Source organism: Streptosporangium minutum (assembly GCF_002149035.1).
Classification (GTDB): Bacteria; Actinomycetota; Actinomycetes; order Streptosporangiales; family Streptosporangiaceae; genus Streptosporangium; species Streptosporangium minutum.
In genome coordinates, this window is sequence record NZ_NGFP01000026.1 from 1 (window position 1) to 19,031 (window position 19,031).

23 protein-coding genes and 1 tRNA gene are annotated in these 19,031 nt (G+C 69.3%); 9 read left to right on the forward strand and 15 right to left on the reverse strand.

Annotation, left to right across the window (positions count from 1 at the left end):
* Together CA984_RS08370 and CA984_RS08375 are read right to left on the reverse strand one after the other, a co-directional pair.
* Nucleotides 1-238, reverse strand: a 238-nt coding sequence (locus CA984_RS08370) for a transposase (protein ID WP_423229293.1), incomplete at its 3' end; no start/stop codon positions are given.
* A 279-nt stretch (nt 239-517) separates the two neighbouring features.
* Entirely contained in the window at nt 518-3,433 is a 2,916-nt protein-coding gene (locus CA984_RS08375) for a glycosyl hydrolase (RefSeq protein WP_086569959.1), read from the reverse strand.
* A gap of 507 nt (nt 3,434-3,940) precedes the next feature.
* On the opposite strand from CA984_RS08375, the gene CA984_RS08380 reads away from it, so the two are divergent.
* On the forward strand, nt 3,941-4,306 hold the full coding sequence (locus tag CA984_RS08380; RefSeq protein WP_086569961.1) for a hypothetical protein: 366 nt from the start codon (nt 3,941-3,943) through the stop codon (nt 4,304-4,306).
* 499 nt (nt 4,307-4,805) lie between these two features.
* On the opposite strand, the gene CA984_RS08390 is transcribed toward CA984_RS08380, so the two are convergent.
* A complete protein-coding gene (locus tag CA984_RS08390) occupies nt 4,806-5,045 on the reverse strand; it encodes a hypothetical protein (protein WP_086569965.1) in 240 nt (79 codons plus the stop codon).
* Between the two features lie 9 nt (nt 5,046-5,054).
* On the opposite strand from CA984_RS08390, the gene CA984_RS08395 reads away from it, so the two are divergent.
* A complete protein-coding gene (locus tag CA984_RS08395; protein WP_086569967.1) occupies nt 5,055-6,359 on the forward strand; it encodes a CASTOR/POLLUX-related putative ion channel in 1,305 nt (434 codons plus the stop codon).
* An 81-nt stretch (nt 6,360-6,440) separates the two neighbouring features.
* Here CA984_RS08395 and CA984_RS48605 read toward each other — a convergent pair whose 3' ends face one another.
* From CA984_RS48605 to CA984_RS08405, 3 genes are all read right to left on the reverse strand, one after another.
* Nucleotides 6,441-6,827: a TetR/AcrR family transcriptional regulator C-terminal domain-containing protein gene (locus CA984_RS48605; RefSeq protein WP_278248992.1), complete on the reverse strand. Its 387-nt coding sequence runs from the start codon at nt 6,825-6,827 to the stop codon at nt 6,441-6,443.
* Nucleotides 6,712-6,957, reverse strand: a complete 246-nt coding sequence (locus CA984_RS45945; protein ID WP_165781157.1) for a hypothetical protein — start codon at nt 6,955-6,957, stop codon at nt 6,712-6,714. The genes CA984_RS48605 and CA984_RS45945 overlap by 116 nt, the downstream gene beginning before the upstream one ends.
* Nucleotides 6,958-7,368: 411 nt before the next feature.
* Nucleotides 7,369-8,337 (reverse strand): helix-turn-helix transcriptional regulator, encoded by a 969-nt coding sequence (locus CA984_RS08405; protein ID WP_242675810.1) that lies wholly within the window; start codon nt 8,335-8,337, stop codon nt 7,369-7,371.
* A 112-nt stretch (nt 8,338-8,449) separates the two neighbouring features.
* On the opposite strand from CA984_RS08405, the gene CA984_RS08410 reads away from it, so the two are divergent.
* Nucleotides 8,450-8,848 (forward strand): VOC family protein, encoded by a 399-nt coding sequence (locus CA984_RS08410; protein WP_086569973.1) that lies wholly within the window; start codon nt 8,450-8,452, stop codon nt 8,846-8,848.
* 164 nt (nt 8,849-9,012) lie between these two features.
* Here CA984_RS08410 and CA984_RS08415 read toward each other — a convergent pair.
* Nucleotides 9,013-9,086, reverse strand: a tRNA-Lys gene (locus tag CA984_RS08415).
* A 53-nt stretch (nt 9,087-9,139) separates the two neighbouring features.
* Between CA984_RS08415 and CA984_RS08420 the strand changes: the two genes are divergently transcribed.
* Nucleotides 9,140-9,352: a hypothetical protein gene (locus CA984_RS08420; protein ID WP_086569975.1), complete on the forward strand. Its 213-nt coding sequence runs from the start codon at nt 9,140-9,142 to the stop codon at nt 9,350-9,352.
* 123 nt (nt 9,353-9,475) lie between these two features.
* Entirely contained in the window at nt 9,476-9,847 is a 372-nt protein-coding gene (locus CA984_RS08425; RefSeq protein ID WP_086569977.1) for a PRC-barrel domain-containing protein, read from the forward strand.
* Between the two features lie 158 nt (nt 9,848-10,005).
* Here CA984_RS08425 and CA984_RS08430 read toward each other — a convergent pair whose 3' ends face one another.
* A complete protein-coding gene (locus CA984_RS08430; RefSeq protein WP_086569978.1) occupies nt 10,006-10,602 on the reverse strand; it encodes a nucleotidyltransferase family protein in 597 nt (198 codons plus the stop codon).
* A gap of 66 nt (nt 10,603-10,668) precedes the next feature.
* On the opposite strand from CA984_RS08430, the gene CA984_RS08435 reads away from it, so the two are divergent.
* Together CA984_RS08435 and CA984_RS45950 are read left to right on the forward strand one after the other, a co-directional pair.
* A complete protein-coding gene (locus CA984_RS08435) occupies nt 10,669-11,205 on the forward strand; it encodes a DUF6328 family protein (RefSeq protein ID WP_278248993.1) in 537 nt (178 codons plus the stop codon).
* Between the two features lie 22 nt (nt 11,206-11,227).
* The gene (locus tag CA984_RS45950; protein WP_012894286.1) at nt 11,228-11,377 is read left to right on the forward strand and encodes a GPGG-motif small membrane protein; all 150 of its coding nucleotides are present in this window, start codon (nt 11,228-11,230) and stop codon (nt 11,375-11,377) included.
* A 495-nt stretch (nt 11,378-11,872) separates the two neighbouring features.
* On the opposite strand, the gene CA984_RS08440 is transcribed toward CA984_RS45950, so the two are convergent.
* Both CA984_RS08440 and CA984_RS08445 read right to left on the reverse strand, forming a co-directional pair.
* Complete coding sequence (locus tag CA984_RS08440; RefSeq protein WP_207620786.1) at nt 11,873-12,586, reverse strand: metallophosphoesterase family protein; 714 nt, start codon at nt 12,584-12,586, stop codon at nt 11,873-11,875.
* Entirely contained in the window at nt 12,583-12,828 is a 246-nt protein-coding gene (locus tag CA984_RS08445; RefSeq protein WP_031171137.1) for a BON domain-containing protein, read from the reverse strand. The genes CA984_RS08440 and CA984_RS08445 overlap by 4 nt, the downstream gene beginning before the upstream one ends.
* Nucleotides 12,829-12,976: 148 nt before the next feature.
* Here CA984_RS08445 and CA984_RS08450 point away from each other — a divergent pair, with 148 nt between their 5' ends.
* Together CA984_RS08450 and CA984_RS08455 are read left to right on the forward strand one after the other, a co-directional pair.
* Nucleotides 12,977-14,197, forward strand: a complete 1,221-nt coding sequence (locus CA984_RS08450; RefSeq protein WP_086569980.1) for a glycosyltransferase — start codon at nt 12,977-12,979, stop codon at nt 14,195-14,197.
* A gap of 18 nt (nt 14,198-14,215) precedes the next feature.
* Entirely contained in the window at nt 14,216-15,208 is a 993-nt protein-coding gene (locus tag CA984_RS08455; RefSeq protein WP_086569981.1) for an SDR family oxidoreductase, read from the forward strand.
* A gap of 79 nt (nt 15,209-15,287) precedes the next feature.
* Here the strand turns inward: CA984_RS08455 and CA984_RS08460 are convergent, their stop codons facing one another.
* The 5 genes from CA984_RS08460 to CA984_RS08480 all read right to left on the reverse strand — a co-directional run bounded on the left by CA984_RS08460 (nt 15,288) and on the right by CA984_RS08480 (nt 18,548).
* Nucleotides 15,288-15,506: a DUF4235 domain-containing protein gene (locus CA984_RS08460; protein ID WP_269324029.1), complete on the reverse strand. Its 219-nt coding sequence runs from the start codon at nt 15,504-15,506 to the stop codon at nt 15,288-15,290.
* A 168-nt stretch (nt 15,507-15,674) separates the two neighbouring features.
* On the reverse strand, nt 15,675-15,941 hold the full coding sequence (locus tag CA984_RS08465; RefSeq protein ID WP_012894291.1) for a DUF6458 family protein: 267 nt from the start codon (nt 15,939-15,941) through the stop codon (nt 15,675-15,677).
* A 152-nt stretch (nt 15,942-16,093) separates the two neighbouring features.
* A complete protein-coding gene (locus CA984_RS08470) occupies nt 16,094-16,930 on the reverse strand; it encodes a MetQ/NlpA family ABC transporter substrate-binding protein (protein WP_086569983.1) in 837 nt (278 codons plus the stop codon).
* Between the two features lie 87 nt (nt 16,931-17,017).
* Entirely contained in the window at nt 17,018-17,638 is a 621-nt protein-coding gene (locus tag CA984_RS08475) for a DUF305 domain-containing protein (RefSeq protein WP_086569985.1), read from the reverse strand.
* Nucleotides 17,639-17,693: 55 nt separating this feature from the next.
* Complete coding sequence (locus tag CA984_RS08480) at nt 17,694-18,548, reverse strand: lytic polysaccharide monooxygenase (RefSeq protein WP_242675812.1); 855 nt, start codon at nt 18,546-18,548, stop codon at nt 17,694-17,696.
* Nucleotides 18,549-19,031 lie beyond the last annotated feature (483 nt).

The window sequence follows — 19,031 nt, forward strand, 5'->3', positions numbered from 1 at the left end:
CGTCCGAGGGTATGTGCCCCGACAGCGCCCGCTTACCGGTAGCAGCGACACGCCCCGTCGCATTTGGAGCGCCCTCACCCCGAATCTGCGCAGCGCGTACCCACAACCGCAGCGTCTCGCGGCTGATCCCCAGGTCCCTCGCGATCGACGTGATCGTCCGGTCCGGCCTGGACAAGACCAACGCGACCGCGTCGGCCTTGAACTCGGGCGGGTAGTTCTTCATCACCATCAGTGACATCTCTTCCCCTGGACCTCAAGATCCAGTCTCCAAGGTGTCCACATTCAAGGGGGAACGCCCGACCACGTGCCGGCAGGACCGGCACCTGTCGGCGGATCAGCCAAAGGCCGGCGGATCAGCCGACCACGTGCCGGCAGGACCGGCACGTGCCCGCGGATCAGCCGAAAGCCGGCGGATCAGCCGACCACGTGCCGGCAGGACCGGCACGTGCCCGCGGATCAGCCGAAAGCCGGCGGACCAGCCGACCACGTGCCGGCAGGACCGGCACATGTCCGCGGATCAGCCGAACGGCAGCCGCACCAGGGAACGGTCGCCGGTGCCGAGGGTGGTCGTGCCGCCGCCGATGGCGTTCCAGATCTCCACCCTCACCCGGCCGCCGGACAGGTTGCCGAGCGTCCCGGAGGAGGACTGCAGTCCTGCGGCCTGGGTGTAGTGCTCCCAGCCGGCCACCGGGTCGGTGGCGAAGTAACGGTAGGTCTCCACCCGGTCCCAGCTCCCGTCGCCGGTCAGATCGTAGGAGACCCGGGCCTGGACGCCGTTGGCGACGGTGGTGCCCGCGTCCACGAAGAGGTCGAACGCGGTGGCCCCGCCGTTGTGGGCGGCGGTCAGGCCGGTGGCCGTGAAGATCTGCGCGTTCACGGGCGTGCCGTCATGGTTGCCGTTGGCGGCGGCGAGCGTGACGGCGCCCGCCGCGCCCGCCGTACCCGGCAGTCCCCCGCCCGCCTGCGGGTAGCGCGTCGCGGCGAAGGGCCCCACGGTCGGCGTGACCGTCGGGGTCGGCTGGGGGCTCGGGCCGACGCCGCCGCCGGCGTTGCCGCCGCTCCAGGTGTGGGCGCCCGAGGTGACCGTCTTGCCCGCCGGCACGTTGAGCGCGGTGCCGTTGGAGAAGGTCACCGTGATCGCGGCGCCGGTGATGTTAGCAGCCACGTAGGTCCGGGCGCCGTTCTTGCTGAACACCTTGGCCAGCGGGTGGTTCGCGGTGACGGAGGTGTCCACCGTGCCCAGCGCGGCCAGGTTCCGGATCCAGTGGAAGGTGTGCGCCTTGCTCTCCCCCTCCTCGGAGGTGAGACCGCTGTTGGCGCGGAAGTTCGCCAGGGCGGCGTCTCCGTTGCCGAGGGCGAGGAACTCCCAGAGGATGTCCCGCCACACCGTGGGCGGTCCACCGTTGTTCCTGGTCAGCTCGTTGTAGTTGGTGGTCACGTAGGCGGGGTTGTCGCCCAGGTAGAAGTGGCCGCCGGTGATCGGGAGCATGTTGATGCCCTGGATCATCTCCGGCTCGGCGCTGAACCAGGTGGCGTAGGCGCCGCCGTCGCCCCAGACCATGCCGACCGTGCTGTGGCCGAAGGCCGCCGGGAAGTTCTGGTCGCGCACGTCGAACCAGTACTCCTGGATCGCCGCCGCCTGCGTTGTGTAGATGTAGACGCCGGCGTCGCGGACCGCGGTGTTGCCGGTGGCCTGCCCCCACTGGATCAGCGCGTTGGCGAAGTTCATGCCCTCGGACGAGGACTCCTGGTTGTTGCCCGCGCCGAACGCGCCGTGGCCCGACGCCCAGTCATGGCCGGCGTAGATGTCGAAGTCGCGCAGGTAGGGGAAGCGCGTGTCGCCGCGGTCGTAGTTGTTGGCGTCGCGGATCAGCAGGTCGACCATGCCGCCGTACTGACTGGTCTTCGCCCAGTTCGGGTCGTACTTGGCCAGGGTCGCGGCGGCCGCGATGTAGTAGCCGTAGTGGAAATGATGGTCGTTGAGCTCCTGGTCGGAACCGTAGGAGGCCGGGTAGCCGATCAGCGTCCCCCAGGTGGGGTTGAGGTAGAAGACCCGGGAGGTCTTGCCCGGCGAGGCGGTGAACCAGTCGTTGAGGCGGGTGCGGATGGCGCCCAGGGCCGCGTCGCGGACCGAGGTCAGGTTGAGCTGGTCGGCGATCTCCGCGATGCGCGCGGCCCGTCCCAGCCCCTTGCCGGTCCAGTAGGTGTCGTCACCCCGGTTGTCCATCGGGTTGCCCAGCTCGGCGTTGAGGAGGCCGGTGACCGTGGCCAGGTCGGCTCCGGTGCCGTCGCCGACGGCGGGCACCTCGGGCAGCACGCCGGTGTACTTCATGGACGTCGTGAACTGCGTGCCGGTGATGATCTTCATCTGGCCGCGCGCGGAGACGTAGGTCTGCGCCAGGGGGGTCGAGCCGGTCAGATGGTTCCACTGGTGCGGGTAGAGGGCCATGACCGTGCCGGTCGCGCCGCCCTGCCGGGCCGTGGTGGTGAAGGCGTACGTCGTGCTCAACGTGCTGCTCGCCGGGTTGTACGAGTAGGAGACCCGGGTGCCGGTGACGTGCGCGTGCGCGTACTGGCCGTAGGTGTTCGCGAGGGCCGCGCGGTCGCCGCCCGCGGGCAGGACCGCCACCGAGAAGAAGCCCTTGCCCGCGAGGGAGGAGCTGATCGTCGCCCCGCTGACCGCCCAGGTGGCGCCCGTAGGCGCGTAGGCGGCGTAGTCGTGCCCGTTGACGGTGAAACCGATGGTGGCGCCGCTGTTGGACCAGACGGACGGGGCGCCGGCCGCGGTGATCCGCGCGTCCCCACCGGTGACCTGGAAGTAGCCGAACGGCAGGCCGTGGCCGATGGTGGCCTTCATGGTCCGGCCGCCGCCGCTCCAGTACGGCGTGACGGTCCAGTCGCTCCAGCCGTCGACCTTGACGTCGGGTGAGTTCAGCCCGGCGACGCCGACCTGGATGTCCTGGACGTAGGGGTAGTGGAACTCCCCGACCCCGGTGGCCGTCCCGCTGATCGCGGGCGTGGTGGTGTAGGAGAAGCCGAGGCCGGCGCCGGAGGTGTCGTAGGAGATCGGGTGGGCGTGCAGCGGTTCGCCGTAGGAGCAGTCGGTCTTCTTGTAGAGGATCGACGACCACCAGTCGTTGGTCGGGACGGCTCCCGCGGGAGCGTTGGCCGTCACCCACTGGCGCGGGTTGGTGGAGATGGAACCGCAGCCGGTCGGCAGCGAGCGGCCGGCGGGCAGCGTGTCGGCATAGCTGCCGGCGCCGACCGCGGCCGCTTCGGCGGACCGGGCGAGACCGAAGCCGAACATGCCGGCCACCATCGCGACGGCCACGCCGGCGACGAGGGCGCGCCTGCGGGCCCAGGGACGGTGGGTGAGTCGCCTTTCACGGGGGTGCGCACTGTCCGGACCTGTGGTCCGGATGGAGGGATGCATGGGGGGTGCCTCCGGGGAGAAGTCGGTGATCTGAGGCGGACCGTGCGAGAGAGCGCTCTCTGACCGCGAAAGTAACGGCCTGTGTCACGGACGTCAACATTTCACGACGGTAACGGAAAGGTGAAAGAAGGAAGCGCAGGCGGGAGGGCATTACCCCACGAAATAGGCATTTCCTACACGGAGGGCACACCCTGGAGACGGGAGAGCACTCCGGGGAGTCCCGTTCCGGCAGCGGGCGGTGGCCGTACCTCGATGTGAGAGCGCTCTCTCTTCCAGGAACCGTCCGTCGCCGGCCGACCGGTCCGCGACGCACGGGGACCGCCCCCGCGCCATCCCGGCCACAGCCCTCCGGAAAGCGCGGAAGGCGACGCCGGAGGCCGGTGTAGATCACATTCACCGCACCCGGCACAACTGGCCGCGCGGTGACAAAAGCAAGGCTGGACACTCCGCGTAGTGGATTGTTTACTTTCCGTGACCACTGCAGCACCCTCTGTCCCAGGAGACAGCATGCGAAGCAAGAGGCTCACCACCATCGCCCTCGCCGCCCTCGTCGGCTGCGCGAGCCTGACCACGGTGGCCGCCGCCACGCCGGCCACGGCGGCGGCGCCGGCCGCTCCGGCGGCCGCCGACTTCACGGGCTACCAGGTCGTCAAGCTGCCCAACGCCAACGTCCCCAACTTCCAGCGCCGCACGGTCCGGTGCCCCTCCGGGAAGAGGGCCATCGGCGGCGGCGCCGAGGCGCAGGGCAACGACGCGATCCTGGTCGGATCCTTCCCCACCGATGACGGTTCCGGCTGGATCGGTCTCGGCCGCCAGAACAACTACAACGACGTCGGCATCAGCGTCTACGTGATCTGCGCCAACGTCAGCTAGTCTCACCCGCCCCCGGCTCTGGCCAGACCTGACGAGGTCTGGCCAGAGCCTTTTTGCCGCAGAACCCCCGGCTCTCCCTGAAGGCGGGTAATAATTACTTTCCGTTGCGTTCGGTAACCCGAGGTGAAGGCAGGGAGGGTTCACGATTGAGGCGCCTGCGGTACCGCTTCGACAACCTCATCTCCCGGGGAGCCTGGGCGATGACCGGCCTGCTGGCCGTCGTGGCGCTGGTCATGGCGGCCCTCGGCGCGGTGGCCATCCTCACCCTCTCTCCCAGCCCTCCGGATCTTCCCTCCGCCCTGTGGGCGGGCCTGATGCGCACCATGTCGCCGTTCACTGTGACCCGGGACACCGGCTCCCCGGTGTTCCTGGCGAGCATGCTGGTCCACGCCCTGACCGGGCTCGTGATCTTCGGCACGCTCGTCGGGCTGATCGAGACCGGGCTCGACCGGAAGCTGGCCCGGCTGCGGAAAGGCCGCTCCCAGGTCATCGAACACGATCACACCGTCGTGCTCGGCTGGTCGGAGCAGGTGTTCCTGATCCTGTCGGAGCTCGCCCTCGCCAACGCCGGTCGGGGCAGGAGCCGCGTGGCGATCCTCGCCGACATGGACCGGGTCTCCATGGAGGAGACCATCAGGGAGAGGGCGGTCCTCCCCCGTCGCATGCGCGTCGTGTGCCGCACCGGGAACCCCACCGACCCGGTGGACGTGGCCATCGTCAGCCCCGAGCGGGGGCACACGCGGTCATCGTGCTCGGGTCCGAGGACGGAGACTCCGACGCCAGGACCGTCAAGACCCTCCTCGCCCTCGACGCCGCGGGGGTCCGGCAGGAGGTCCAGCTGGTGGCGGGCGTCCGCGACCCGCGCAACCTCGCGGCGGCCCGCCTCGCGGGCGGAGCGAACACGCAGGTCGTCGACGTCGACGAGATCACCGCACGGATCATGGTGCAGACCTGCCTGCACGCCGGCCTCTCCACGGTCTACAGCGACCTTCTCAGCTTCGAGGGGGAGGAGATCTACTTCCGCCCGCCCGGTGAGCTGGCCGGCAGCAGGTTCGGAGACGCCCTGACGGCCCTGGAGAACTGCTCCCTCATCGGCCTGGAGCAGGACGGGAAGGCCGTCCTCAACCCGGCCGGGGAGACGCCGATCGGCGCGGGCGACCGGCTCGTCGTCATCGCGGACGACCACGGCACCGCGCCGCTCCCCACGTCCGCCGGGGTGGACCGGGACGCGATCGCCGTCACCGGCCGGGACGGACCCGCGGCGCGCCGCGTCCTGGTCCTCGGCTGGAACGACTGCGGAGCCGCGATCGTCACGGAGTTCGACCGCTACCTCCCACCGGGCTCGCAGGTGACCGTGGTGGCCGACGACCCCCGGGTGACGTCGCAGGTGAGCAGCCTGTCGGCCCGGCTCGGAAACCTGGCTCTGAGCTACGCGACAGAGGACGTCACGCGGCGCGACACCCTCGACGCGCTGGGCCTGGGATCCTACGACCACGTCCTGATCCTGGCCGACGACCGGGTCGACGCCCAGGTCGCCGACTCGCGCACGCTCCTCACCCTTCTTCACGTCAGGGACATGCGCGGGGACAACGGATGGCGGCACAGCCTGGTGACGGAGATCGCCAGGGACTGCGACAGGCGGCTCGTCGAGGTCACCGAGGTCGACGACTTCATCGTCAGCTCCAGGATCACCAGCCTCCTGATGATCCAGATCGCCGAGAACCCCCACCGCTACGGGCTGTTCGCCGATCTCTTCGACGCCGGAGGCCAGGAGATCTACATCCGGCCCGCCGAGGACTACGTACGGCTGTCGGCCCCGGTCAACTACGCGACCGTGGTGGCGGCGGCACGCGCGTACGACGAGGTGGCGATCGGCTACCGCGCCGCCGGCGCGGCCCTCGGCGCCGCCGGAGGCGGCATCGTCCTGAACCCGCCGAAGAGCACGGACCTCACGTTCCGCCCCGGCGACGCGGTGATCGTGCTCGCCGACGGCGCCCTCCGTCCCGGACAGGGAGCCCCTCCGGCGGGAGCCCGCCGGGCCGAGCACGCCTGAGCCGTCGCGCCGGCCCGGACGCCCCGCCCTTCCCGCCGCCCACCGACGGAACCGGCCGCACCGGGGGCACCGCGGGGCCGATCAGCTTAGGCGGAGATCACCGGCGACGCCGTCGAGCAGCCAGCGCAGACCGCGCTCGAAGTTGTCGTCCGCGCCGGGGATGCCGTCGCCGAGCATCAGCGCGAGATGGGGGAACTCCCCGCTGTCGATGAGCGTGCGCAGGTAGGGCTGCATGAAGGCGTCACGTTCCGCCTCCGTCCAGCCCTCCTTGCGGGGCGCCGCCGTACTGGCCCTCGTCCTGCGGAACCACCACGACGGGCAGCCGCACCGCTCCGGCCTCCGCCGGCCGGGGTCAGGTCGCGGCGAGGGTGGCGGGATCGACCTGGTGGGCGGCGCAGAGGGCCCAGCGCATCCGGGTCGCGTACGCCTCGGGATGGTCCCCGGCCTCCTGCGCGACACAGCCCGCACAGGACGCGAGGTCCTCATGACAGGCGCGGAGCCTGTCTTCGATGACCGTACGCACCTGATCCGGCGAGGGATCGTCGGATGCCTGCAGCGCGGAGGCGAAAAGAACCTGTGCCAGTTCGGACACGCTCATCGTTGTCGGCATCGTGCGCCTCTCTCTCCGGGGTGCGCGAGTTCCGTGGAACCTCCGCAGTACCCGGTTGATCGTTCACCTCGTGTTCCCATCTCCATCGTCTCTCCTGACACTGATATTTCCGGCGAATCAGACTTCATGCACGTCACGGGGCGTTCCGGGAGCGGGCACCTCACCGGCCGGTCACAGTGATCACCGGCTGACCCGGTCGCCGTCGACGGGCGTCGAGTCGCGGGCATGCGGTTCCGCGGCTGTGGACGGACAGGATGATCCGCTGGTGGGCGGTCACCGCAGTGCGCTCTCGCGGTCAGCGAAAATGCTGCCAGGTGGCCGTGATGGGGGGACGGTCACGGCCGTGAGTGCCGGCTGGGGTCATCAGCTGTGCCATCTCATGACATTGGTTCCTCGCTGTCAGCCTTGGCGGGCGCAGGACGCGAGGCGATCGGCGAGCGCGATGACGAGGTCGCGCAGTTCATCGGGGCGCTCGATGACGAACGGCCGGTCAAGCGAGGCGAGTGCCGGAGGCAACCAGTCGAGCCGCTCCGCCCGCAGCTCGACGCGCAGCCAGCGCTCGGTCGCCGGGTCCTTGCCTGCCGTGGGCTCGTGCTCCTCCAAGCTCGCGACACTGGCGGGAAGGTGGGCACGGATCTGCTCAACCGTCCCGTGGATCCGCAAGGTCACCTCATACCGGTACTCAGCCGTGGCGAACCCTGACAACACGCGCTGTGCCGGACCGGGCCCCACAGGCGCCTCGAATGAGCCGGGCAGGGTCCTTGCGTCTGCGATGCGATCGAGCCGGAAGGTCCGGTCCTCACCGATTCCAGCGTCCGCGCCCGTGACGTACCACCGGCCCGAATGGGCGACGATTCCGTACGCGTGCAGCATGCGTTCGCTGCGCCGGCCGTCGCGGCCGGTGTATCTGATCGAGACCGGTCGGCGGTGACGCACCGCATCGGCGATGGTGAGCAGGATCCCAGCGTCCGGGGTGGCGAACTCACCGGGCTGATCCGTGAAGGCGAGAGATTTCAGGAGCGTGTCGAGCCGGCGGGCGACGTGCTTGGGCAGCACCCGCCGGATCTTGGCCGATGCCGTCTCGCTCGCCGTGTGACCCGCGGTCATCAACCCTGCTCGGCGGCCGGCGACCAAGCCGAGCAACACGGCCATCGCCTCGTCGTCACTGAGCATGAGCGGAGGCAAACGGTACCCGGGGGCAAGCCGGTACCCGCCGTAGCGTCCGCGCACCGACTCCACGGGCACGTCAAGGTCGATCAGCTGGTCTACATACCGCCGCACGGTGCGCCCATCAACACCGAGCCGGTCGGCGAGCTCGACCACCGTCCGGGTGCCGCCCGACTGCAGCAACTCCAGGAGTGTCAGCACGCGGCCAGTGGGTCCAGGCATGTTCACAGCCTACGCAAATACAGGACGGATTCTGTCCACTATTTCTCCTAGCCTGCGAAGTGCAGCGACTTCGTCAGCCAAGGAGATCACCATGGACTTCGTCTCGATCCGCATCATTACCAGCGACGTCGCGCGCCTCGTCGAGTTCTACGAGCGAGCCACAGGGGTGCGGGCGACGTGGGCCACCGAGGACTTCGCCGAACTCAAGACCCCCGACGCCACCCTCGCGATCGCCGGCGTCCGCACCGTCCCGCTGTTCGCCCCGGGCTCTGCCCGCCCAGCGGACAACCACAGCGTGATCACCGAGTTCCGCGTCGACGACGTGGATCGCGTTCACCAGAACCTGACCGGCTTCGTCACCGACTTCGTCACCGAGCCCACCACGATGCCCTGGGGCAACCGGTCGCTGCTGTTCCGCGACCCCGACGGCAACCTCGTCAACTTCTTCACCCCGGTCACCCCGGCGGCCATCGAGAAGTTCGCACGTTGACACCACGCACAGCCGATCATGCGGGAGTCCCGAGATCCCAGGGCTCCCGATGAACGCGTCCGCCGGCCAGTGCCTCTTCATGTCCGCTTGCAGCGGCCGACGCCGCAAGCACCCGGAGACGGAAAAAGCCCAGGTCGACCATGTCGACCTGGGCTTCTCACCAGTGCGCCGCCAGGGACTCGAACCCCGGACCCGCTGATTAAGAGTCAGCTGCTCTAACCAACTGAGCTAGCGGCGCTTGACCACGACAAGAGTACCGGACTTGCGTCTGTAATCCGTACATGAGATGACATGTGCCGGTCACGGCACATCAGCGGCGGCCACCATCTGGGCCGTCTCCTCGTCGTCCTCACCTCGGGAGGCGGAGACGCCGGACTGCCCCTCGACGCTCCGGAGATGATCGCCCGCGTCGGCCCGGTCGTCCGACCGGCCCTCCGCCGCTGTCCCGAGGCCGGATCCCGGGCCGGTACGGCTCCGCCGGACGTCCTCGGCCGGATCCCATGATTCCCTTCGGCAGGGGACAAGCTACGGCTTTGATTGCGCAGATCTCAGTGTGGTCCGTTTATCCCTCTTCTCTCGGGTACGAGAGTTGAGCCCGGAGAATCAACCGAAAGGAAGATAAGCACTATGTCTGAGCTCTGGACTTATCGAGCCGATGTCTATGACGTCAACAAGAGCCTCGACATTGCGGGCTACCACGTAGAGGCCACCGACGGGAAGATCGGTTCCGTCGACGAGGCCACCTACGACGTCGGCGAGAGCTACATCGTCGTCGACACCGGCCCGTGGATCTTCGGTAAGAAGGTCCTGCTTCCGGCGAGCACGGTGACCCGGATCGACCCGCAGGAGCGCAAGGTCCACGTCGCACGCACCAAGGACGAGATCAAGCACGCTCCGGAGTTCGACGAGGCGACCTTCAAGGAGCCCACCTACCGCGACACCGTCGGTGAGTACTACGGCCGCTTCCCCTTCGGGGCCGGCCCTGGCGGGACTTACTGACCCGGCACGGTGAACACAGGAGGGGCCCCGCCGCGAGGCGGGGCCCCTCCTGTGTTCTGTGCGCCCTCCGCCGTGGCACGGGTTCAGAGCCAGGGCCAGGACGGGTTAGGACAGGTCAGGGCCAGGACGGGTTAGAACAGGTCAGAGCCAGGACGATGTCAGGGCCAGGACGGGTCGCCGGTCGGATCGGGGGTGCCGGGGATCACCCCCAGCCGCTCCAGCAGGGTCAGGAAGGTGAACGCGTACGGCGAGGCCTGCGCGACCGCCGCGACCCGGTCCCAGTCGACCTGCTCGCGCAGCGCCCGCACCTGGGGCAGCAGCGAGCCGTAGTCACAGCTGTGCTCCGAGAGCGGCAGCAGCCATGAGATGACCAGGTCGGTGGCCTCCAGGACGGGCAGGATCACCGCCGACGCCTTCATCGGCTCGGCCCGCTCCAGCAGCGCCGGGGTGACGGGATGGTCGCAGATCGAGAAGATCAGGTCCACCAGCCTCCCCTCGTCGTAGGCCTTGACCAGCCAGTCCTCCGGCGGTTTGGCTGTCTCGAAGCCCAGTTCACGCAGTGCTTTCAGGGCGGTCGGCACGTCCTCCTGGGGGAGCACGAAGTCCACGTCGTGCAGCGAGGGGGCTGCCCCGCGCGCGTACGCCGCGCAGCCTCCGGCGAGGGCGAACCTGACGTCCGCGTCCTTCAGGCCGCTGCTCGCCCGCTTCAGTGTTTCCAGGATCCCGTCGGTTACCTCGTGGCTGTGGCTTCCCATGACCCCCGCTTACCCTGTAGATCCCCAGGTAGGCATGGCAAACCTTGACTCGGGTAAATGCCCTGCATGAATCAGCCGGAACAGGTACAAAACGATGGGCGAGAGCCCGATGGGAGCCGCAGTGCAGAGGAACCGGAGCCAGGTGAGAGCCACAAGGAGCGGGTGGACCGGGAGCTCGGCGAGCTCATGCAGGGGCTACGGGTCGCCGTCACCGGCGTCCAGGTCCTGTTCGCCTTCCTGCTGACGCTGCCGTTCGCGGCGGGCTTCCACAAGGTCGACGCCCTCGGCCGCTGGCTGTTCTTCATCGCACTGCTGAGCGCCGCCCTGGCCTCCATCTGCTTCATCACCCCCGCCGCCCAGCACCGCCTGCTGTTCCGGACCGGGCTGAAGGAGAAGATGCTGCACCGCGCCAACGAGCTCGGCATCGCCGGCGCCGTCGGGCTTGCGATCGCGATGACCAGCTCGGTGGCGCTCGTCGCGGAGACGGTCATCAACGCGTGGCCGGCCGCGCTGTTCGGCGGCGTGATCGCGCTGGCCAGTGGCTGGCTCTGGATTCTGCAACCGATTGTCGATCTGTACCGAACCAAGGATGTTAAGTCGTGAATTGTGAGGGCAGTGGCTTCTTATGGCTACCTTGCTCTGGATCATCGCAGTCGTTCTCGTCGTCGCCGGGATCTATGTCATCCTGGCCCGTCGCGATCTCCTCTGGGGGATCGTCCTCATCGTCCTCGGCTTCCTCGTCGGTCCCGGGGGTGTGAGCATCTTCAATGTGTGACGCGAGCCGATGGCTCGCGAAAGTTCCAATCAGAATCCACATCGAACTTCAAGTCGCCCCGAATTACCACCAGAAGCCTCAGCGGGCCGGGTTCTCGCCCGGCCCGCTTCTTCATGCCTTCACGGAAGTTCTTCACGGCTCATGACTTCGCGCTCATGACTTCATGCCTTCGTGGAAGGCTTCACAGCCCGCCTCACTGCTCACATGACTCATGCCTTCATGGAAGGCTTCACAGCCCGCTTCACGGCTTATGGCTCATGACTTCACGGGCTGCTTCACAACCCGCTTCACGACTCACGGCTCACCGCTTCACGGCTTCACGGCTCACGGCTTCACGGCTCACGGCTTCACGGCTTCACGGCTCACGGCTTCACGCGTCAACAATTTCATCCGCTGACGGCTTTCGCCCGTCAACGGTTCAACGTCCGCGCGCCTTGATCGGCCTCACACGTAAACCGGCCCCGGCGCCGATGCCGGCACCGGGGCGATCCGGGACTACAGGCAGTAAACCCCGTACGCCCGTCCCAGCACCGGCAGTGCCACGTTGCGCACCCGGATGCCTCCGGGGGTCACGCCCTTCTCGGTCCCCGCGTGCGCGTGACCGTGGACGATCAGGTCGGCGCCCTCCGCGTCCACCGCCTCGGCCAGCAGGTAGCTGCCGAGGAAGGGGTAGATCTCCAGCGGCTCCCCGTGGAGGGTGTCCTTGACCGGGGAGTAGTGCGACAGCACGACCCTCCGGTCGGCCTGCAGCTCCTTGAGCGCCACCCGCCAGCGCTCCGCGATCCGTTTGGTGTGCCCGACGAACGCCTTGATCTCGGGCTCGCCGAAATCGCTGGCGCACTTGCCCGCGTATCCGCCGCCGAAGCCCTTGCCGCCGACCACGCCGAGCCGTACTCCGTCGATGTCGAGCACGGTCGCGTCGTCGTGCAGGACGGTGATGCCGGCCTCGGACAGCATGGACGCGATCTCGGCGGGCAGGTCGGAGTGGTGGTCGTGGTTGCCGAGCACGGCGATCACGGGGATCGGCAGGTCGCGGAACTCGTCCGCCACCACGCGCGCCTCCTCCAGCGTGCCGTGCCGGGTCAGGTCTCCGGCGAGCAACAGCACGTCGGCGTGCTCCTCGATGCCGTCCAGCCGCTCGCGGTAGCGCCCCCTGAGACTCTCGTCCAGGTGCACGTCTCCGACCGCCGCGATCCGCAGCTCTCTCACAGCTTCTCCTCCTCTCCCGGGCCCCGGACCTCCATGACGGTGATCTCGTTGCGGACCGTCAGACCGGGGGCCGCCTCGCCCGCCACGTCGGCGATCAGCGCACGACGCTCGTCACCGGTCACCTGGCCGCGCAGGAAGAGCTGCTCGCCCCGGACGTCCACCCGGATACCGAGCTCATGGGTTCTCTCGTCCTCCGCCAGCGCGCGCTGCACGCGCGCGGCGACGTATTGCGGAGCCTCCATCGTTGAACTCCTCTCGTTCAAAACGATCGCGTTCCCGAGAAACCCAAGGTCAAACGCGTTTAAAACGCTCTTGAAGGGAAGGAGAGTCAATTGGATGCCTAAGACGCAGGCACGTTGCTTTCACATGTCACGACATGGAGCCGTGCCCATGAAGATCGCGATGGTGTCCGAACACGCCAGCCCTCTGGCGACCGTCGGCAGTGCCGACGCCGGAGGACAGAACGTCCATGTCGCCTCCCTCTCCCGCGCCCTCGCCGCGCAGGGACACGATGTGACCGTCTACACCCGCAAGGAGACCCCCTCCCAGCCGGAAGAGGTCGATTTCGCCCCCGGGGTCACCGTGGTCCACGTCCCGGCCGGCCCCGCCGTGGTCATGGCCAAGGACGACCTGCTCCCCTGGATGCCGGACTTCAGCCGGTGGCTCGCCCGGCGCTGGCATGCCGGGCCGCCCGACCTCGCGCACAGCCACTTCTGGATGAGCGGCCTGGCCACGCTGGCCGCCGCCCGGGACACCGCGGTGCCCACCGTGCACACCTTCCACGCGCTCGGCACCGTGAAGCGGCGGCATCAGGGAAAGGCCGACACCAGCCCACGCGAACGTATCGGGACCGAGGCGCTCCTCGCCCGCCAGGCGGACGCGGTGATCGCTACCTGCGCCGACGAGGTGGCCGAGCTGGGCCGGATGCGGATGCCGGGCGCCTCCATGAGCATCGTCCCCTGCGGCGTGGACCTGAACGCCTTCACCCCGACCGGCCCGAAGATGGATCTCGGCCCCGGGCCGATCCTGCTCGCCATCGGCCGGGCGGTCCCGCGTAAAGGTGTGGAGACCACGATCCGGGCACTGCGCCACGTGCCGGACGCCACGCTCGTGGTCGCGGGCGGCGCTCCCGGCGAGCCGGAGCCCACCCGCCTGGCACGGATCGCCGAGATGTGTGGCGTGGCGCACCGTGTCCGGTTCCTCGGCAAGGTGAACCGCGACGACGTCCCGGCGCTGATGCGCGCGGCGGACGTCGTGGTCAGCGTGCCGTGGTACGAGCCGTTCGGCATCGTGCCACTGGAGGCCATGGCCTGCGGCGTGCCGGTGGTCGCCTCCGCCGTGGGCGGCCATCTGGACACGGTCGTCCCCGGCGTCACCGGCCTGCTGGTCCCGCCGCGCAAGCCGGCCGCTCTCGGCCGCGCCCTGCGCGGGCTGCTCGCCGACCCGTTCCTGCTCACGGCGTACGGCATCGCCGCCGCCGACCGGGCGAGGTCCCGCTACGACTGGGGCCGGGTCGCCGCCCAGACCGCCGCCGTCTACACGGACGTGCTCACCTCCCTCGGCCGGTCACCCGGCATGACCGGCTCCTTCCCGGGTACGGGGGCCGCCTGAGCCGGAGGAGGAACAGCCATGAAGAACAAGGTCGTGGTGGTGACCGGAGCCAGCGGCGGGGTGGGCCGGGCGGTGGTACGGCGGCTGGCCGCTCGCGGCGCCACCGTGGCGTTGATCGCCCGGGGTACCACCGGTCTGGGCTCCGCCGCGGTGGAGGCCGGCGCGGCGGGCGGCGCCGGCCTGGTCTACGAGGCCGACGTGTCCGACTACCAGCAGGTCAGAGAGGCCGCGGAACAGATCGAGAGGGACGTCGGGCCGATCGACGCCTGGATCAACGTGGCCTTCTCCTCGGTCTTCGCCCCCTTCCCGGAGATCACGCCGGAGGAGTTCGAGCGGGCCACCCAGGTCACCTACCTGGGCTACGTCTGGGGGACGCGGGTGGCGCTGGATCTGATGCGTCCCCGCGACCGGGGGACGATCGTGCAGGCCGGATCGGCGCTGGCCTACCGGGGCATCCCGCTGCAGGCGGCCTACTGCGGGGCCAAGCACGCGATCAAGGGGTTCACCGAGTCGGTCAGGACCGAACTGCTGGGCGAGCGGAGCGGGATCAGGATCACCATGGTGCAGCTCCCCGCGCTGAACACTCCGCAGTTCTCCTGGGTGCTGTCCAAGCTGGGCCGTCACCCCCAGCCGGTTCCGCCGATCTACGATCCCGAGGTGGCCGCGCGGGCGCTGGTGTTCGCGGCCGAGCATCCCGAGCGGCGTGAATACTGGGTGGGCGGTTCGACGGTCGCCACCCTGCTCGCGCAGCGGATCGCCCCCGGGCTGCTCGACCGCTATCTCGCCCGCACCGGCCAGGAGAGCCAGCAGACGAAGGCCCAGGCCCCCACCGGCGTGGCCAACCTGTGGAAGCCCGCCGACGAGGACGACGACTACGGCGCCCACGGCACCTTCGGCCACCGTTCCCACGCTCACAGCGCGCAGGCGTGGCTCTCCCGCCACCGCCGGGCGGCCCTCACCCTGGCCGGTGGAGCCGTCGTCGCCGTGCTCGCCCGCCGGCGAAGGTCCTGACGGGGTCCGGCGCGCCCCGGACGCCCCGGACGTGCAGAACCCCCGCCCCTTCGGAGGGGCGGGGGTTCTGCACGCGAGATCACTTGCCGGTGGCTCGGTGAATGCTCCGCGCCGCGGACCTGTCGATCGCGGCCTTGACCACGCCGAAGATCGCGCCCTGGATGGCCGACGCGACCAGGATCTCTCGCCAGCCGTACTCATCGGACGTCGCCTGGGGCGCGTCGTCCTTGCCCGACGCGAACTTCCAGACCTGCTTGAAGATGGCACCGGCGATGGCGCCGCCGATCATTCCGCTCACGGCGCTCGTCCCTCGGGATACGACCCTGCTCAACGTCCCGTCCTCCGTTCACACTCGATGAAAGACCTCACCTACCCGGGAGGGCCGGGCGCTAACGGGTGCGCCCAGGCCGGATCGGGCAGGTGAGGCCCTTGGAAACCTCAGCTCTCGTACTGGGGAGTGACCGGATCACACGACCGGAGGGTCGGTGTAGCCGCGCTCCTCGTACACGCGGCGGTGGGTCACCGGGTCCTCGACCACCGTGGTGGTAGTGGTGGGTGCCACGGCCCGCCGGGCGACGCTGATCCGGTAGATCGCGAACAGCAACCACGCGAGACCGCCGAGCATCAGGATGACGCCGACGACGTTGATGTCGAACCCGGCGATGTCGAACTCGACCGCCCAGGTGAAGATGGCGCCGAGCATGATGAGGATGATGCCGCCTGCGATGGTCATGGGATTCCCTCCTTCGAGCCAACGCCTCATCACCTATCCCCCACACGGATCTCAAACGTCGCGCCGTGGGGGCCGCCGGCCGGGGACGGCCGTCCGGCCGTCGTCACGGGACCGGCGGGAGCGGGAAAACCGATGGTGGAGACGGCCGAAGGTCACTGCTGGGCGGGCAGCACCGCACCCTTGTACTTGTCCTCGATGAACTTCTTGACCTCGGGGCCCTGAAGGACCTCGGCGAGCTTCTTGACGCGGGGATCGTCCACCTTGGCCGGCACGGTCACCAGGCCGTTGGCGTAGGGGTTTCCCTCGCCCTTCTCCAGGATCAGCGAGTCGGTCGCGGGCTGGAGATCGGCCTCCAGGGCGTAGTTGCCGTTGATGATCGCGGCGTCCACGTCCTCCAGGGAGCGGGGAAGCTGGGCGGCCTCCAGGGGCTTGAACTGCAGGCCCTTGGGGTTGTCGGCCACGTCGCGCTCGGTGGCCTTGACGCCGACGCCCTCCTTGAGGGTGATCACGCCGTTGTCGGCGAGGAGCTTGAGCGAGCGGCCCAGGTTGCTCGTGTCGTTCGGCAGGGCCACCGAGGCGCCCTGTGCGAGCTCGGTGACGTTCTTGATCTTCTTGGAGTAGAGGCCGAGCGGCTCGATGTGGACCGGGGCGACCCAGCTCAGCTTGATGTCCTTGCCCTTGGAGAACTCCTCCAGGTACGGGATGTGCTGGAAGTAGTTCGCGTCCAGGTTGCCCTCGTCGAGCTGGGTGTTGGGCTGGACGTAGTCGGTGAACTCGACGATCTCCAGGTTCAGCCCGGCCTTGGCGGCGAGGTTGTCCTTGACGTATTTGAGCACCTCACCGTGGGGCACGGGGTTCACCCCGACCTTGAGCGGGGCGTCGGCCCCGGGTGCGGCGGCGGGCTCGGCCGTGTCGGTCGAGGCCCCGCCGCACGCGGCGAGGCTTCCGGCCAGGATCAAGCCGGCCACGACCCCGAACAACTTGCGCATGACTCTCCCTATTTCCCTTACATTAGGTAGGAAATATTGCATATGGGAGAGTGTGCGGACAAATCGATCAACGACCCCGAGACCCGGTCACTGGTCCAGCAGCGCCAGCATCTGCTTGATCTGCGCGGAACGCGAGGCGTCGACCCGCTCCGCCACCGCCTTGACCTCGGCGTTCAGGCCGGTGGCCACCTCCATCCTGGCCAGTTGGATGGCGTCGTCCTGCTGGGCGATCATCATGTTGAGGAACTTCTTCTCGAAGTCGGCCGGAGCTGCGTCGGCGACCGCGGCGATCTCCTCCTCGCCCACCCCCGGCATGCCTCCGTGGGCGGCGTGCTCGTCGGCCCCGGCGGTGGCGGGCTGGCGCCAGCCGATCAGCCGTTCGGACATCGACGCGGCCTCCGTCTCCTGGGTGGTGGCGATCGCCGCCGCCAGCGTCCTGACCTCCTCACGGGTGGCCCGGTCAGGCGCCAGCCGTGCCAGCCGCACGCCCTGGCCGTTGTGGGCCATCATCATCTGGAGGAACATCACGTCGGCCGGGTTGTAGTCCCTGCCGGGGACGGCCGTCCCGCCCGAGGCGCGCGCGGAGCCGTGCGCGGCGTGGCCGCCGCCCTTGAGCTCCTCGCCGCCCTTGAGTTCCTGGATGCTGTGGGCGCCGCAGCCGGTGAGAAGAAAGACGGCCAGGACGATCGGGCCCGCGCGCTTCACCATGGACTCCTCTCGAGGATGGGGCCGGGGCGGCCGTGACCGCCCCGGCTCCGCTGGATCAGACGCGCTGCCACAGGGAGGGGACGTTCGGCGGCTCCCAGCCCGGCAGCGCGGTGTGCGGCTGCAGGCACTGGTAGGTCAGGCCACCGTAGGTCACCCGCGCGCCCGCCGCGTAGGCGGTGCCCGCGCTCCAGGTGCCGCCCGACTGCGTGGCCGTCGGCGTGGGGGTCGGAGTGGGCGTCGGAGTCACAGTCGGCGTGGGCGTCGGCGTCGGGGTGGTGCCGCCGCCGAAGTCCACGTCGGAGCAGGTGTAGAAGGCCTCGGTGCTGCCCACCACGCGCTGCCAGATCGAGTAGATGAGCTGGCGGCCGCTGCGCTGCGGGAGGTTGATCGTCCAGTTGGTGAACGTGCTGGGGTTCTGGTTGTTGAACGTCTTGACGGGCTCCAGGTCCGACCAGCGCAGCGGCTGGGTCGGGTTCCAGCTCTGCTTGGTGATGTAGAACTCGAAGTTGCTGTTCGCGTGGGGCGCGGTCGCGTGGTAGGTGATCGTCAGCGGCCCCGGGGAGACCCGCGTGGCGGGCCAGTCGGTCCGGGCGAGGTCGAGCCCGCGATACTTGTCACGTCCGGCGCTGCACAGCTTGCCGTCCGGGATGATCGCGCGGTGGTTGCCGCCCGCCTCCAGGCGGGAGACCTCGTGCCAGTCATAGAAGGCCTGGGTGCCACCGGCCGCGACGGCCGCCTTGCACGCCTCCGACTTGGGGGTCTCCGGGCCCTCCGTCTTGCAGACATAGGCGCGGCTGGGTGGGTTCGACATGGATCCGTGGGCGACCGCCGGAGCGGACGGCAACAGGGCGAGCAGAGATCCAACGGTGAGTGCGGCGGCCGCGGCGGCCGCCTTGTGTCGCAGGTGCACGTGGACTCCTCCTACAGGGGGATGGAGGTGGGACATGTCCAACGGCCGACGGATAGCACGTTATTAACAAGAAACCTTACTAAGAATTCGGCCCCTGGCGCCATGGGGTCCGGCGCATCCGAAGAAGGGATTCCCGAGTTCGCGGTCGCATCCCCACCGCGCCCCGGCGTCCGCTCCCCCCGCTCCGGCCGTCACCGTCGCCGGGAAAACCGCGCCGGCGAGRTCGTACGGCAGGCGGCAGGCAGGCGGACGACAGCAGGCGGCAGGCGGGCGAGGACAGGCAGCAGACGGCCGACGGGCGACAGGCAGCCGGCAGGCGAGCAGCAGGCAGCCGGCAACCGACGACTGACGGCCGACGACCGCCGGGCAGGCGACAGACAGGCGAACAGCAGGCAGGCAGCAGGCGGCTCCCGCCGGGCGGCGCACGGCGGCAACGGCCCTGCCGGGCTCGCCTCCGGCCCCGCTCCCCACGGCGAGGCCCGA